Annotated in this window: 13 protein-coding genes; 4 read left to right on the top strand and 9 right to left on the bottom strand. The window is 53.4% G+C overall.

Annotated features, from left to right (window positions below; genetic code table 11):
* Window positions 1-171 precede the first annotated feature (171 nt).
* The 3 genes from EKK48_13080 to EKK48_13090 form a co-directional block, all read right to left on the bottom strand.
* Window positions 172-534, bottom strand: a complete 363-nt coding sequence (locus EKK48_13080) for a hypothetical protein (protein ID RTL41844.1) — start codon at window positions 532-534, stop codon at window positions 172-174.
* Window positions 535-548: 14 nt separating this feature from the next.
* Window positions 549-1319, bottom strand: coding sequence for an adenylate kinase (locus EKK48_13085; protein ID RTL41845.1), 771 nt, complete (start codon window positions 1317-1319; stop codon window positions 549-551).
* Window positions 1320-1722: 403 nt separating this feature from the next.
* On the bottom strand, window positions 1723-2373 hold the full coding sequence (locus EKK48_13090; GenBank protein RTL41846.1) for a tetratricopeptide repeat protein: 651 nt from the start codon (window positions 2371-2373) through the stop codon (window positions 1723-1725).
* Between the two features lie 395 nt (window positions 2374-2768).
* On the opposite strand from EKK48_13090, the gene EKK48_13095 reads away from it, so the two are divergent.
* A complete protein-coding gene (locus EKK48_13095) occupies window positions 2769-3692 on the top strand; it encodes a hypothetical protein (GenBank protein RTL41847.1) in 924 nt (307 codons plus the stop codon).
* Entirely contained in the window at window positions 3693-4442 is a 750-nt protein-coding gene (locus tag EKK48_13100) for a tetratricopeptide repeat protein (GenBank protein RTL41848.1), read from the top strand.
* Window positions 4443-4572: 130 nt separating this feature from the next.
* On the opposite strand, the gene EKK48_13105 is transcribed toward EKK48_13100, so the two are convergent.
* The 4 genes from EKK48_13105 to EKK48_13120 all read right to left on the bottom strand — a co-directional run bounded on the left by EKK48_13105 (window position 4573) and on the right by EKK48_13120 (window position 7332).
* On the bottom strand, window positions 4573-5646 hold the full coding sequence (locus EKK48_13105; GenBank protein RTL41849.1) for a hypothetical protein: 1074 nt from the start codon (window positions 5644-5646) through the stop codon (window positions 4573-4575).
* 108 nt (window positions 5647-5754) lie between these two features.
* Window positions 5755-6159 carry a hypothetical protein gene (locus EKK48_13110; protein ID RTL41850.1) on the bottom strand — a complete coding sequence of 135 codons (405 nt, stop codon included), beginning with the start codon at window positions 6157-6159 and terminating at the stop codon, window positions 5755-5757.
* A gap of 97 nt (window positions 6160-6256) precedes the next feature.
* Window positions 6257-6520: a hypothetical protein gene (locus EKK48_13115; protein RTL41851.1), complete on the bottom strand. Its 264-nt coding sequence runs from the start codon at window positions 6518-6520 to the stop codon at window positions 6257-6259.
* A 338-nt stretch (window positions 6521-6858) separates the two neighbouring features.
* Window positions 6859-7332 carry a hypothetical protein gene (locus tag EKK48_13120; GenBank protein ID RTL41852.1) on the bottom strand — a complete coding sequence of 158 codons (474 nt, stop codon included), beginning with the start codon at window positions 7330-7332 and terminating at the stop codon, window positions 6859-6861.
* A 192-nt stretch (window positions 7333-7524) separates the two neighbouring features.
* On the opposite strand from EKK48_13120, the gene EKK48_13125 reads away from it, so the two are divergent.
* Window positions 7525-8892, top strand: coding sequence for a bifunctional folylpolyglutamate synthase/dihydrofolate synthase (locus tag EKK48_13125; GenBank protein RTL41853.1), 1368 nt, complete (start codon window positions 7525-7527; stop codon window positions 8890-8892).
* Window positions 8893-8913: 21 nt separating this feature from the next.
* Here EKK48_13125 and EKK48_13130 read toward each other — a convergent pair whose 3' ends face one another.
* The gene (locus tag EKK48_13130) at window positions 8914-10689 is read right to left on the bottom strand and encodes a serine/threonine protein kinase (protein ID RTL41854.1); all 1776 of its coding nucleotides are present in this window, start codon (window positions 10687-10689) and stop codon (window positions 8914-8916) included.
* Between the two features lie 191 nt (window positions 10690-10880).
* Window positions 10881-11534 carry a cytidine deaminase gene (locus EKK48_13135; GenBank protein RTL41855.1) on the bottom strand — a complete coding sequence of 218 codons (654 nt, stop codon included), beginning with the start codon at window positions 11532-11534 and terminating at the stop codon, window positions 10881-10883.
* A gap of 583 nt (window positions 11535-12117) precedes the next feature.
* Here EKK48_13135 and EKK48_13140 point away from each other — a divergent pair.
* A complete protein-coding gene (locus EKK48_13140; GenBank protein ID RTL41856.1) occupies window positions 12118-14814 on the top strand; it encodes an insulinase family protein in 2697 nt (898 codons plus the stop codon).
* Window positions 14815-14849 lie beyond the last annotated feature (35 nt).

Genomic DNA, 14849 nt, shown 5'->3' on the forward strand with positions numbered 1-14849 from the left:
GGGCGAAATGTCTAAAAGACGAGGTCTTCGTTGTGGCATTAACCCCAAGAAAACGACTGCAGACCCGGTCAAGCCAGAAGCGGGTGGTACCCGCTTCTGACCCGACTGGGTCACCAAAGGGGTCGCCCCCTCATGGTGCAGCGTCAACCCGCCGACAGCAGCCGAGTGCGCTTACGCGCGCCCGGCGACTTCGGCGAGATGCTCCAGCCCCTCGTTGTAGAGGGTGATGTCGAGTCCGGCACCCTGCGCCACAAGGGCGCGGTTGAACTCGGCGATGTCGAGGAGGCGGTACGCCTTCCCGAACAGCTCCGCGTTCAGACCGCCCTGCAGCGCCTTGGCCAGACCGACGATGTCGAAACCGAAAGCGCCGAGCTCGTCCGCAGACGGCATCAGCACATCGGCATCGCCCTCGTCCCACCGAGCCAGCACGCGGTCAGCATCGCTGCCGAACCGGTGCGAATCGATGGTCGACTCCGCCCACAGCTCGAGAACAGCGTCTCGTTCGGGGGCGATCGTTGCCAGTGACATGGTCATAACAGTTCTCCTTCTTAGCCCTGGAGGGCTGTTTTGACTAAGACAAAAACCTCCTGAGCGGTCATGTCTCCAGTCGGATGGAACGAAGCCAGTACCTTTCGGTCCTGGTAGTAATTACAGAGAGGTTTCGTCTCCACTCTGTAGGTGCGAAGCCGCGCCGCCACTACGTGCGGCACGTCATCGTCTCGCTGAGCAAGTGCGGCGCTGCAAACGTCGCAAATGCCAGCCTTAACGGGCGGACCATACTTCAGGTTGTAGGTTCGTCCGCAAGCTCTGTTGGTGCAAGTTCGGCGATTCGAGAGGCGATCGATCAAGTCGTCGTCATCGACATCCAGCAAAACCACAGTTTCAACCGAAGCACCCCAACTGGCGAGAAGCGCGTCGAACTGAGTCGCTTGCTCCTGCGTTCGCGGAAAACCATCTTCCATCGCTCCAAACCAGTAGCGAGGACGTGTCAATTCTCTGCGAACAATTGCCAGGGTGAGTGCGTCGGGAACGAGTGTTCCGTCTGCCAGATGTGCCGTCACCTGCTTACCGAAATTCGTTTGTTCAGCCTTCTCTCGTCGAAAGACATCACCGGTACTCATGGCACGAACGCGCAACGCAGGGGCTAACTTTGTTGCAAGCGTTCCTTTGCCGGAGCCGGGAGGTCCGAGAAGGATGAAGTATCGCGGTCGACGAAAGCGCCAAAGCAGCTTCCGGACCACAAGAAAACCGACCTCATTGAAGCAAGTCGCGACGAACCTGAGGCCGGCTTTCCAGGCTTTGAGAAGCGTGGTATTCATTGGCACTCCATTCAACCAAGACACTAAGTCGTCTCGGCAGGTCCACAGGTACAGCACTACGGATCACCGAAGTGAGCACGAGTAGACGAAAAGAAAGGTATTTATGAGTAAGGTTTTTAGACTGGTATTTGGTCTTGAAATAAGAGAAAGAGAATTTGAACCTAGTCTGATCTCATGGCTATAGACAAGATCATAAAGGCAACATTAAGACGAAGTTTGCAGGCGCGAGTACACCACTGTTCGTCATATGGATGAACGGAAAACGGCTACTGGTCAAAGGTTTCAGAACTTACGAGATCGAGATAGCGCAGCTGGAGCAGCTTTAAGAGCCAAAATCTACATAATCGTCAGCATTAGCGCACCTGAACGAGGAACCGGGTTGGCAAGAGAAATTGGTATGGAGCTAGCGACCATGATAGTCGGTGTGCCGACCGAGACCAAAACGAGATTTGGGCAAATGGCTTTCTTGCCAGCGAATCAACACGTCCTTGGATGTATTGACGAGTACAGAGTTTTCATTCTCTCCACCCAGATCAGGATGCAGAGAATCAGCGATAATGCGTCGTTTCCATGCTTTCAAGACATCTTCGACTGTGAAATCTTCTTCCACTGGAAGACCAAGCACCTGACAGGCTTTGCGAATTTCGGGCGGCAGGACGACTCGATTGATCGTGGTCAGGTCTTCTCTGGTGATTCTCTTTTTGCGCAGAAACCAGCTCTGCAGGTTGGTTGAGCCAACCGACTGGGGTGGCGCTCCTTCTCTGTCCATTTTCAGCAATTTCTGCTCGAGGGCACGGGCCTCGTGCTCGCGCCCGGTGTTGCGGTAAAAAACAGACATCAGGCTGAGCACACGCTTGTAATGGTCGCTCGTATCGCCAAAGGCTAGCTCAGCCTGACGCAGAGCCTGCTTGTAGCGCAGTTCGGCCTGTTCAATATCGCCTGAATGCCTGAAAGCATCTGCGGCAACGAGAAATTTTTTTATCGCCTCTACATAGAGATCGCGAGGTTCAAATTCGATTTCCGGAAGTTCGTTGTTGTTGTCAGTGGATTCCATTCTCACCATCTCTGCAGCTTATTAAGCTGCAGACAAACAAGCAGCTGATCAGATTCTCCAATTAATTGCCTTCTAAGAAAATACAGGAAAACCCAACATCAACTATAGGCTAATTTTCTCAGAAATCCCTGAAACACGACGTTGCCAAGACTTTGCAGAATTATAGGACCAGGTTAAACGAGCTTCTTTGCATCACTCCCCCATATATAAAGCACCATATGCAGCAGAAAACTCTACTGAGAACTAGAGCATCATAAATTCGTGGTCTCGGCGAACGCACCACATATGACACCAATCTGGCGTGAGTGACTGAGTAAAATTGAAAGCCTGTTTAAAATTTCTGTTGTGGTGGATGATGTTATAAAGACAAGCAGGCTTGCAATCGAGGATGGATCGTGGACAACAAAGATTCGTCAGGTCAAAACCCGGCCTCAAAAAAGACCGCAGACGATTTATCCAAGAAAATTCTTGGCTCAATGCAGAAGAAATACACAGGTGAAGCGACCGGCAAGTGGATGGCGGATATAAAAGCTGAGCCGCCGGCCACGAAGACAGTTTTGCAAGGCGATCCCCTGAGAGAGAGCAGCATTGTCTGTCTCGACAAGTTCTTTGATGATTTCGACCGCTACTCATATGAGCTGGCAACGCGCGAAAAAGATCCGATCAAGGTCATCTGCAACCGACCCAAGGCACCTGCAACTGCGACACAGCCACAGCTCAGCGATTCGCTAGTGATATTCCAGGGCTCGGTCATACACGCGCAGTGGGCGCTCGTCATGCAAGCAGAAGTGACCAAAATCAACGCATACATCGTGCCGGCAGAGTATCTCAGCGCTTTTCCCGGGCGAAAAGCATTCTTCACAACGTTTATGGAGATGGACGCCGGAACGGACAAAGGTCAAACCGTCTGGACTGTCGATGACCAGCTCGTGCTCGATTCGATGATGTCGTACATTTCCAAAAAGCTTTTCGGCAGTCTTATTCGAGTTGCAGGCGGGGCGGAATTGCGCAATGAGTATTTTTCACTCAACTCGCTCAATACTCTGCCCAGTGAAGCGGTACAAGACACCAGCAGTCTTCCTGAACGTTTAAAACAGAGCGAACACACGCTGAACATGGCATTCGAGGGTTTCATGAGTACCATCGACCACGAGGTCGATCGGCTTGGAGCTATCGGCATGAAAGGTTTGCAAACAAGTGACATGGAAACGACTCGAAAAAGTATGAAGCGAGGCGCCGAGCTCAAGACTATTCGCGAGAGACTGCTTTTGTTGCAGGAAGAACTGAGACACACCATGAACGAAACAGGGTCAGCTTGAATGCCCCATATCTCATTCACTAAAAGAGCAACAAGCTGGAGCCTAGGTTCACTCATAGTCATAGCAACTGTGGTGGCACCTCTGCCCGCTCACTCAGCAGCAGATGCCACCGCACAGAAACTGTTCGAGAGCGGCGTGCAGCTAAAAAACAAAAGACAGTTCAGACCGGCGATAAATCTCTTCACTCAAGCCATAGCCGTTAACCCGAATTTCGCTCAGGCCTACAGAAGCAGAGCATCTTGCCTGATAGAAATCGACAACTTCGATCAAGCCATGACCGATGCAAACAAAGCGATTTCACTGGATCCTAAGCTGGCATTTGCATATTCTGACCGAGCCAAAATCTACAATGAACGAGGCAAGCACAAAGAGGCAATTGCCGATCTGACGCGAGCGATCGAACTCTCGAAAGACAAGCCTATGTACACCTTTTATCAAGATCGTGGTTCGCTCCTTAAAGAGAGCGGTGACGATAAAGGTGCCCTGGCAGATTTCACAAGCGGTTTGAAACTGAATCCGAAAGACTGCTGGCTCCACTACTTCCGTGCTTGCATCTATTACAAACACGGCAACTACAAAGACGCCCTTGCCGATGCCTCTGAAGCGATCAGGACTCAAACCGCTGATGAAAAAGGTGCGTTCTATCAAATGAGAGCAAAATGTTACGACAAGCTTGGTCAGCCGGCTCTGGCCAAAAAAGACAGAGACACGGCCGATGCAGCAGTTGGTTTTGTGTGGGGCGAAAAGTAGAGGCGACACAATCTCTTGAATCGCCCAAACCGGCAACCTGACGAGAGTAGCACAAAGTATACTACACTTTATAATAACAAGAATAAAAATGAGAAGCGGAAGAACACCAGGTGTTCATCCACTCTCATTTTTACTTCGGATGCGAAAGCCGCAGCGCTGCCTTCACTTGCGCACAATCGAGATTGGCGTCGGAAGACAGAAGGCTGGCTACAGAGGCAGCAATCTCTGGAGTACGGAAGCTTATCTGATCGCCACCTTCAACAAGCACATCGGGCTTAGCATCAAGGTCCAACTGATCTGGCGCATAGCAACCAGAACGCAGCCCAACAGCGACTACATGCGGAAAGACTGCCGGTTCGGCAATCAAACGAGCATCGACGTAATTGAGAAAGCGTGACGATTGCTCACCACGCACCCAGCAATCGCACTTCAACATCGTTTGCGTTTCGGCAGCCAGTGAAAACTCGAAGGTAACGTCACCGCTGCCCTCGACATCGAACGTCAGTTGCTGACGCTGATTCCACATGTTGCCGTCAAGCCATGAGCCCTCATAACGACCCACGACCTGCTGGTCACGCCGCACTGTCAGCCACCACATCTGGTGAGCCGACCCGGCCCACAAGTTGTACGTAGTCGACTCAGTCTGCCGAGCCACAATCCACCTGGTCGCGCCTGGTTCGACGAACCATGAGGCGTGCACCGAGCGACCATCACCAGCTCCTGCCGCAGCCACCAGCACGTGCCCGGGGTGTCCCGGTCCAGTTACCCGAGCCAGTTGATGCGATTCCCAACCAGTTCCGTCGGCGGCGTGAATGATACCGCCAAAAGAGCAGTTAGCAACCGATGTCATTCCGAGCTGTTTGCACAACTCGACTGCCCAGAGATAAGCCTCGGTCCAGCCGTCGGTGACTATCTTGCCCCCGTGCCAGCCCGTGCGAATGATCTTGCCATCCTCACCAATCACTCGGATGAGGATAACGGGAGCATCCGGCGCAAATTTGCGCAGTTTGTTCAGCACAATCGACCCGTGGTTAAGCGGGTCACCGGCGAAGTTCTGCAGCTGCTGCTCGCTCACCAGCGGTGCACCAATGATGGTGACATCGGCGGCGAGGTCGCGCACTGCGAGCACTCTTGCACCGCGCAGCGACTCCAGAGAGAAGCCGCTGTCGATGACGATCAAACAGGTTTCGATAGCGTTATCCATACTCCTCCCTTCTGTCGCTGAGCGACTGTTGGGGCTCGGTGAATGCAGGAACATTCACCGAGCCGGTGAAACGATACCGCACTGCCGCTATGAGGAACAATCATGCAGCTACTCACGGTCACGGTGCTCGACGACGACCTCGGCCTCGATGCCGAGTTCGAGCGTCAGCTCCGCGAGCATCTCCGCACACTTGATGGCGAAGAAGCGAGACCGATGCTTACCTCCGGTGCAACCGAAGGCGATGATCAGGGTCTCGTGGTAGTTGCTGTGGCTGAATCCACGCAGACGGCGGCGCAGGTTGGTGCGCATGTCACTGAGGAATCCGACCACGTCGTCCTGGGCCAGGATGAACTCCTGCACCGGCGCGTCGGCTCCAGTCATGGCATGAAGAGAGGGCTCGTAAAACGGGTTCTTCACCCATCTCACGTCCTCGACGATGTGCGCAAACGGGGGCGGTCCGTACTTGAAGCCGAACGACAGCACCCGAATGTTCTTGATGTTGCTTGTGGTCATAACAGTGGTCCTTTCTCGAGCAAGTCTTCAAGCGCGGAACTTGAGTACCTGCAACGGATGAGATACCGCGTACGGTGGCAACGAAAGTCCACCGCGGTCACTTACCTTTGCCCTTAGCCTTGCTGCAACCGGGTGTTAAGATCGGTGACAGTGCCGGTATGAGCAAAGTGATGATGGTCAGCAAAGTGCGGGCGAACCACGCCAGTATGCTGACTGTGATGTTGAAGATGAGCACCAGCAGCGCCTTTGCCACTGGCAGTCCATCCATTCCTGCCAGAGCAAACAATATGACTATGAAAAAGCCGATCATAAGCAAAGGCGACAGAATGGTTTGTTGAAAGAGCAGAATCAGATTGGGCATGGCTGACTACCTCAGACGGGAACGACCGCCTTCAAGCCACCCCACGCAAGCAAGGAAAACCTCCCCGCATGGAGAAAAGTCCACGATCAGGGGAGGAAATAGTTAGCTAGAGAGCTTTACTGGGTTTTAGATGGGTGCTTTTTGTGAGATGAAAAGAAAGTACCCTCACCCTAATGTCTGAAAGGCAACATTAAGTAGGGGATACAGCTTCTTTGAATGACGAAAAAGGGCGGAAATCACCAGTGTAGTAGCAAATCTTACGCCTAGCGCAGCTATTAAACCGCGCTAATCTCCTTCAAAGCCAAACCGTATTCAGCTTCGGCTGGCAAATAATGAACTCAGCGGCGGGGCAGATCGACGACTTTGTCCTTGCAATATTGAACCAAAGGTCTGAAAGAGTCTGGCAAAGTGCCGTCGTCATAGGTGACATGGTGTTGTTTGGCACCATCTTTAAAAGTGAAATCGTACTGAAACATGTCACAGGCCCCAGAGGTTATGATCTCGCCTTTCCTGGCATCGCTTGCCAGGCCACTGTCAGCGATCAGTGTCTCGAGTTTGTGCCTATCTCCTGAGCTCAAATCGGCCAGGTTTTGCTCGTACTTTCGATTCACTCCGATAAAGCCGCCCGTCTGCTTGTAGATGAAGACTTTGGCGTTTGCATCAGGTTTCGTATCCACTGGTTTCGGCTCCGTTTTCCTGGGTTGAGTTTTAACACCGCCATCGCTGGCATAAGCATCAATCAATCCGATAAAACCGGCCGAAATTAATGCAGCTGATGCTAAGAAGACAAGAGTGGCAGGGATAATTCGCACAAAGTCATACCTCGTCGACGATCAAAAGTATCCGCTATTGGCAAGTCGGAATAGAGCAGCATTCAGGGTTCGGATAGAAAATCGCAACAAAAACGCTCTTCCCCTGACCTATATTCCAGAAAAAAACTGACGGTGCTGAGCCTACTTACTGTTATAAATGACGTGGTAACTCGTACTTTGGTCCTGGCGTTGATGAATTACTTAGAAGCTGTGCAATACATCCAGTCCTTTCCCGACTCGGAAAGAGACAGTCATGGCTCGCGCAGCTTGACGATGAGCGTCGAAACGATGCGAGCGCTGTTAAACAGGCTCGGCAACCCGCAAAATGGACGTCACACAATTCACATCACAGGCTCCAAAGGAAAGGGCAGCACCTGCATGATGGTGGGCTCAATCTTAAAAGAGGCAGGCATCAGAACAGCCTCATACACGAGCCCACACCTCCACTCCTACAACGAACGCATTGCCATTGATCTGGAACCTATTTCAGATGAGCTCTTCGTGCGCGGTCTGACCGAGATCAAACCTGCGATCGAGGCTGAGCTGGCTGCTAAAAGCGGCTACATTTCTACATTCGGTATACTGACCGCTCTCTTCTTTCACATCACCAGAAACATTCAACCTCCAATCGACTGGCAAATCGTCGAGGTCGGACTGGGTGGAAAGTATGATGCCACCAATGTTTTCGATACAAAAGATATGGTCATTGTTACTCCGATCAGCCTGGAACATACAGAAGTGCTCGGCGTCAGCCAGTCTGAGATCGCAGCCAATAAGGCGGGAATAATTACACCCGGTTGCACGACTGTTCTTTCCGCCCAAAAAGATGCATCGGTGCGAAACGTAATCGGGCGCCAGTGCCACATGGTAGATGCAACCCTGATCGACATAAACAGCAGGCCTTTCAAGCTCAAATCGCACAGTCACGAGCTTTCCGGGCAAACTTTTACCATAGAAAGTCCGCTTGGCAGTCTGGATTTAGAATTGTCACTGCTGGGCGCGCATCAAATCACCAATGCCGTTACCGCGGCCATGGCTTGTAAAGCCCTGGCACAAAAGGGTGTCTCCATCTCAGACGAGAATATTGCTGACGGTTTAGCTGATGCGACGATTAACGGCAGGTTCGAAGTCATGCCGGCATCATCCAGAAACGGAGCACCCCCTTCCCCAACAGTCGTTCTCGATGGAGCACATAATCACGAATCAGCTGCAGCACTAGCTTCTGCACTGAAGGCACTGTTCAAGACCAACAAATGCATTTTCGTCGTGGGCGTAAACAACGACAAAAATATCAATGCCATATGGCGAGAACTACGCCCACTCAGCAAAACCGTTATTTCGACTCGTTCACAGAGCATGAGAGCCATGGACCCCAAGCAGATAGCAGATGCTGTCAGCTTCCAATCAGATCCGCTTTCAGCTGCCACAAACTCAGTGCCTGAGGCAATCAAGCTCGCCTTCGATTCAGCAGAGCCCGACGACATTGTCTGCATCACCGGCTCACTGTATGTGGTGGCAGAAGCGAGAGAATATTTGCTCTCCGAACAAGCTAAACACTAAAGCTTAACCACTCAGGCCGGTTCACTTAGGCAAGCTATGCCAGATCTCTGAATCGTCGAGTTCACGCGCTGATTGCGAACGGGGTGTGTAGATAGTAGGAGGAGACCCATGATGCGCTTTTGCATGAGGTTTATGGGCAGGCTTGTGGGCGTTGAGAGAATTGCCGGCTTTGCCTGCTTCTTTCGTACCTGAAACAGGCTTTCCATCGAGCTTTGCCTGCAGAGCATGCAATGCTTCATCCGTGTTTTCAGGGTTGGTGCCTTTAGTGTTTGCCTTAACTTCCGGGTCAGCTCCGGAGTGGCCTGTAACGTCAGCAGGAAGGATCGGAGCCGAACCGGCATGAACTTCGGCAGGACTGACGGTGGAAGTCGCTGATGGTTGTCCGGCAGCGGCGGTTGTCGTCTGACTGGAAGCAGCTTGGGGTGAAGCAGATTGAGATGATTTAGCTTGTGGCGCACTCGGGGCTGATGTAACTGGTGATGGCGTGCCGGTAACCGTCGTCGGCGGCGCAACCGAAGGTGGTGTCACCGCCGGCGGAGTTTGACCGTTGATCAAGTTAACCACAACTACGGCACAGGCAGCGATCAACCCGCCCACGACACCAGCCATCAAGGTTGCTGACTTACCGTCTTTCTTATTGCCCTGTTGCGGTTTGCCTGTCATCGCCTTGGCAGGCATTCTCGGAGCGGGTTGAGCAGCCTGAGGCGTTTGAGCCGCGGCCGAAGCCATTTCTTCGATGTCTGATTTCTTCATGCGCTTTGTCGGAATGACCGATTGCGGATCGCGCTTCAACTCTTTAGTTGCTTCACCCGCCGCCGGGTCGACAACCACTTTCCCGGGTGGCAGCGTGCGAAACAGGGCCTCACTATCAGCAGGAAAAATTCTATCGATCGCATCTTTCAGCTCAGCCATCGACTGATATCGCTTGTCTGGATTTTTCTCCAGACAGCGCATCACCACAGCCTCCACCTCCGGGGAAATTTTCAAATCAGGAGCAGAATCAGCAAAAGAAGGGGGTTCCAGACTGACAACCTTCTGAATCGTATCGAGAAAACTTTTCCCCACGATCGGAACGCGCCCGGTTAGCGATTCGTAGAGGACCGATCCCAGCGAGTAGATGTCAGAACGAGCGTCCATGTCATGTCCATTGCATTGCTCAGGACTCATATAGAGCGGACTGCCCCAGATCTCGCCTGATTGGGTCAGACGTTGAGCCTCTTCGCCAATCTGGGCTAAGCCAAAATCAACAACTTTGACGAACTCCTGACCACTGATGTCCATCAACATGATGTTGGCCGGCTTCAAATCACGATGCACGATGCCGTTACGATGAGCGTGTTCAACGGCGGCACAGACCTGCCCAAAAATGTTTTTACAACGTCCCGGAGAAAGCCGCTTTTCTGCATTGATCAAATCTTGCAAACTGCAGCCCTGCAGGAAATCCATGACGAAGTAAGGTTGTCCATTTTCAATAATGCAATCGAAAACGGTGACGATGTTAGGGTGATTCAAGCGACTGAGAGTTTTAATTTCGCGTTCAAAACGCTTGAGCAGCATCGGTTCGGCCATCATCTTTACTTTCAGCGTCTTGATGGCAACGATACGATCGACCAGTTCCTGCTTGGCTTTATAAACAACGCTCATGCCGCCTTCGCCAAGAGCATCCAGTATTTCGTAGCGTCCGCCCGCTAACTTAGTGCCAATCAGAGGATCTCGCATAGATTTAGCGAGTCTGGCATTGATTTCCTCGACCGACGGAACGGGCGTTTTTACTGTTTTTTCTTCTTCGTTTGCCACAACATTGTCTCGACAGAACTACAGTCTACAAACTTCAGACCTAATGGTACCCGAACTACCTGACCAAAAGCCCATCGTAACATCCAAAAGCGACTCGAGCTTATCTTGAATTCTCAACGCTGCGGTTGAAAAAATTACGAGTAAGATCTCGAAACGCCGGCAAGATCGAACCGATACCGCATATGGTGCAATCAACGCTGACCGCGAACGCTCTCGAGCACCTCGGCGATCGGGAAAGGGAACGGAATCAGCTGCCCAAGCGTCAGGCAAAGGATTTGGCCATTCTTACCCTCGCCGATCACGTGCGTTTCGAAGCCGAACTCGCTCAGTGACTGTCGGCAGTTGCAGCACGGCCAGGGGTCCGAGCCTTTGGGAGCATGCACGGCGATAGCCAGGAAAGCCTGAAACTGCGTCAGTCCAGCCGCTTCAGCCCGCTGCAAGACGCCGTCTGCGATGGCTGCCTGAATGGCCCCTTCTTCCGCGTGCTTTGTCTGCGTGTAGCCGCAGTTCTCGACATTGCAGCCGGTGTAGATCGTGCCGTCGAAAGTGAGCGCCGCCGCTCCAACGTTGTAGTTGGAATAAGGCCGATAAGCCCTTTCAGCCGCCGCTTTAGCAGCATCGATGAGACGACGATAAAGCGGTTCGTCGGCTTTCGACACCTCGATCAGCTCCGGTGCTTGAAGCAAAGGCTTGCGTGTAGTGCTGGTTCGAATCAACCCATCCTGCATATTTTTCGTGCTCATGTCCGTGTGCCTGTATCTGCCACAATTGTGACAGCGATAAGAGTTCTCTTCAAGAACCGCAAGCAACACCAGATACGGTTGCAACCTGCTGGTTGAACGCATCGGGAATTGCCTGAAACTCAGTCAGTCTCAGGGTCGAGCTCAGGGGTCTCTGCTTATGGGCCAAAATGCCTTTAAAACTGGCAAAACAGTTAGCGCAGTTGTTTAGCTAGCGATGTGAAAGCTCTCATGACGCGCTTTACAAATAAACGAGCCCTATCTGTGAGTAGCTGCGCTATGCGCAAAAGCCGCTTGACATCACCGGCCGAGCATGAAAGCACCACCTGACAACCGACTCGATCCTATCGCAACTGAGAGGGCTGCTAAACATTCAACTGTTCCTGAAGCGGTTCTCTATGCCCTGATTGGCTCTCTTTGCAGGCTGGACCACTTCAGACTGAGGAAAACTTGCAGTCGCTACTCCTGTCGACCACTTGACAAGCCTGGCTCCCTGTCGGCTTTTCATAGATCTAGTTAACTTGGATACTTCCGAGTCTTTTAACTAAGTTCTGTACGTACAGTTACTTCACTTCTCCTCTCACCAAGCTTACTTCTACTAGCTATTTTTTCTCTCTAGGCGTCTCTCTTACTGGTTCCTGCCGGGACTGGTATAGACACACGCTCTGACGAACGGCAGGCAAAGACAATGAAAGTCACTTCAGAAGCTCTGAAGAGGCTGGGCGTGAGCTTTGTCCGTGAAACTTCGGGCATCGCTGAGTACACGCTCACGAGCAACGGCCTCAAGATTCTCCTTCTTGAACATCACCTCGCTCCTGTTGTGACCACGACGATCATGTATCGCGTCGGTTCTCGCAACGAAGCAGTGGGTTTTACTGGCTCGACGCATTTTCTCGAGCACATGATGTTCAAGTCAACAAATGACCACGACAGCGCCAGAGGCAACGGCTTCGTGGACATGCTCAAACCGACCGGTGCTGATTACAACGCCTACACGGGCGCCGACAGCACAAGCTATGTCATCTGCCTGCCCAGGGAAAAGCTCGGTCTGGCCCTCGCTCTCGAGGCCGACCGCATGCGCAACCTGAAGCTGAAAGATGACGAGCGCGAGTCGGAGATGACTGTTGTGCGTAACGAATTCGAGATCGGCGAAAACGATATCGATGACGTGATGTACAAGCAGCTCATGGCGATCGCTTACGCAGAACACCCGTACCACCACCCGATCATCGGCTGGCGAGATGATGTCGAGCAGGTCCCACTGTCTCGCATGCAGGAGTTCTACGACACTTTCTACCACCCCAACAACGCCACGCTGGTTATAGCGGGCGACTTCGACGCGGAGCAGGCGCTGAGCCTGGTGCGAGACAGCTTCGGCAAGATTCCGAGAGCTACGCATCCGTTCCCGACCGTCTATACGCGAGAGCCGAAGCAAACGGGCGCTCGCAGCTTCGAGCTGAAGCGCGAAGGCATGGACAATCCAAAGCTCGTGATCGGGTTCCCGACACCGGCTGCAAGTCATCCAGACCATCATGCTCTTGCTCTCGTCGCCGACTTGCTGGGTAGCGATTCGCAGACGACCAGCCGTCTCCACGCAGCACTGATTGAGCCACAGCTGGCTCTCGAGTGCAGTTCTCACGTTGCGGCATCGCGCGACCCAGACCTGTTCATGCTGAGCGTGACGGTGAACGGGTACGACAAGATCAAGCTTGTCGAGAAAGCCATTTACGCTGAACTCGAGCGCCTCAAGCGCAGAGGTGTCGGGCAGCGCGAGATGGCACGGGTCAAGCAAGCCAACCGCAACGGCACGACCCTCCTGAGAAGCGACCCGATGAGGCACGCAGAGCAAATCTGCGAGGCCGAAGCGATCGCAGATTGGACCTGGGCTGTCGAGTACGACGACAAGTACGACGCAGTCACGAACCAGGACATCATGCGGGTGGTGCGGCAGTATCTCACCATCGACAACAGCACGACCGGCAGAAGCGCACAGCCGGACAAGAAACGCCACAAGAAGACCGCTGTCGACACCGCCAGCGATACCGGTGACAGCAACAGCAGCGAAGAGATCGAGCTGCCGGTGCCGCTTCAGCCTGAAGCCGCGTCAACCTCAGCTGTCGTCAAACCGACGGCTCTGGCGGCGAAGGTGGAGCGTTTTGTGCTCGCAAACGGTCTCAAAGTTTTGATTCTCCCCGTTCCAGATAGCGGGGTCGTCTCGGTCAGCGGAGCCATCCGCGCCGGAACAAGCCTGGCCGGCACGAACTGCATGGCGCCTGAAATAACTGCGAAGATGCTCAAAGCTGGTGCATGGGGGCTGAATAAGCGAGAAATCGCCACTCGGCTCGACAGCATCGGCTGCGATCTCAGTTTCAGCATCGACGAATTCGCCGTTACTTTCGACTCCACGTTCGCCGCCGCAGCGGTTACTGACTACTTGACTCTGCTTGGCACCGTTTTGCGGCAGCCGAGATTCGCGCCCTCTGAACTGCGCCGGGTGAAGAGCGATACGGAGGCGGAGGCTCGCGCCAACATTGGCGAGTCTTCGACAACTGCAGGGATCAAGATCGCGCAGGCGCTCTACCCGCGCAACCACGTTTATTACCGCCAGTCCCTCAAGACTGAGCAGAAGCACGCCAAGTCCACCTCAATCAAGGAGGTGCGCCAGTTCCACGCCGAGCACTATGTGCCACGCGGCACTGTGCTGTCGATCGTCGGAGACGTCGACCCCGCTTCGGTAAAGGAGACTCTAAACTCTGTGTTCGGTGACTGGACAGGCGGCAAGCCCGCTCCGGTCGTCGTACCACCCGGGGAGCTCCCTGCGCAGAAGCGGCGTATCAACGTGCCGCTTTCGGGCAAGTCGAGTGTGGAGATCATCATCGGCGTTCCAGTCAGCCTGAAGAAGGCTGACGCCGACTTCAGCGCTGCCGAGATAGCCAATGCGGCGCTCGGCATCGACACACTTTCATCCCGTCTCGGTGTGGCTGTACGCACCAAGTACGGTCTCACTTACGGGATCATGTCGTCCTTCGAAGACGTCAGGTTCGGTCATGCTCCATGGCTGATCCAGTTTTCCGTCAATCCTGCCAATGTCGAAAAGGCTCTCCGCGTGGTCGATGCAGTTGTCGAGAACTTCCTCGCCGAAGGCATCACCGAGCGTGAGCTGAAAGACGAAGCAGGTCGTTTGTACGGTCAGTACGTGGTCGCACTGCGCACCACCGCTGGCCTGGCCGCTACTCTCTGCGCTCGCGAATTCAGAGGCGCGCCTCTGCGTGACCTCGATCGTGAGTGGAAGAGGCTTCACTCGGTGACAAAAGCACAGGTCGACGAAGCGATGCGCAAGCATCTTCGATACGACAGGGCTGTCACCGTGGTCGTCGGTAAGTAACGCAACGAGCCCGCGCGTGCTGATATCATCAACGG

The sequence above is a fragment of the Candidatus Melainabacteria bacterium genome (assembly GCA_003963305.1).
Lineage (GTDB): Bacteria > Cyanobacteriota > Vampirovibrionia > Obscuribacterales > Obscuribacteraceae > PALSA-1081.

What these genes read in the sequence shown, in the direction of transcription:
- EKK48_13140 (RTL41856.1), top strand. Translation starts at nt 12,118, where the DNA reads ATGAAAGTCACTTCAGAAGCTCTGAAGAGGCTGGGCGTGAGCTTTGTC.
- EKK48_13125 (RTL41853.1), top strand. Translation starts at nt 7,525, where the DNA reads ATGAATTACTTAGAAGCTGTGCAATACATCCAGTCCTTTCCCGACTCG.
- EKK48_13135 (RTL41855.1), bottom strand. Translation starts at nt 11,534, where the DNA reads ATGCGTTCAACCAGCAGGTTGCAACCGTATCTGGTGTTGCTTGCGGTT.
- EKK48_13115 (RTL41851.1), bottom strand. Translation starts at nt 6,520, where the DNA reads ATGCCCAATCTGATTCTGCTCTTTCAACAAACCATTCTGTCGCCTTTG.
- EKK48_13080 (RTL41844.1), bottom strand. Translation starts at nt 534, where the DNA reads ATGACCATGTCACTGGCAACGATCGCCCCCGAACGAGACGCTGTTCTC.
- EKK48_13110 (RTL41850.1), bottom strand. Translation starts at nt 6,159, where the DNA reads ATGACCACAAGCAACATCAAGAACATTCGGGTGCTGTCGTTCGGCTTC.
- EKK48_13100 (RTL41848.1), top strand. Translation starts at nt 3,693, where the DNA reads ATGCCCCATATCTCATTCACTAAAAGAGCAACAAGCTGGAGCCTAGGT.
- EKK48_13090 (RTL41846.1), bottom strand. Translation starts at nt 2,373, where the DNA reads ATGGAATCCACTGACAACAACAACGAACTTCCGGAAATCGAATTTGAA.
- EKK48_13085 (RTL41845.1), bottom strand. Translation starts at nt 1,319, where the DNA reads ATGAATACCACGCTTCTCAAAGCCTGGAAAGCCGGCCTCAGGTTCGTC.
- EKK48_13105 (RTL41849.1), bottom strand. Translation starts at nt 5,646, where the DNA reads ATGGATAACGCTATCGAAACCTGTTTGATCGTCATCGACAGCGGCTTC.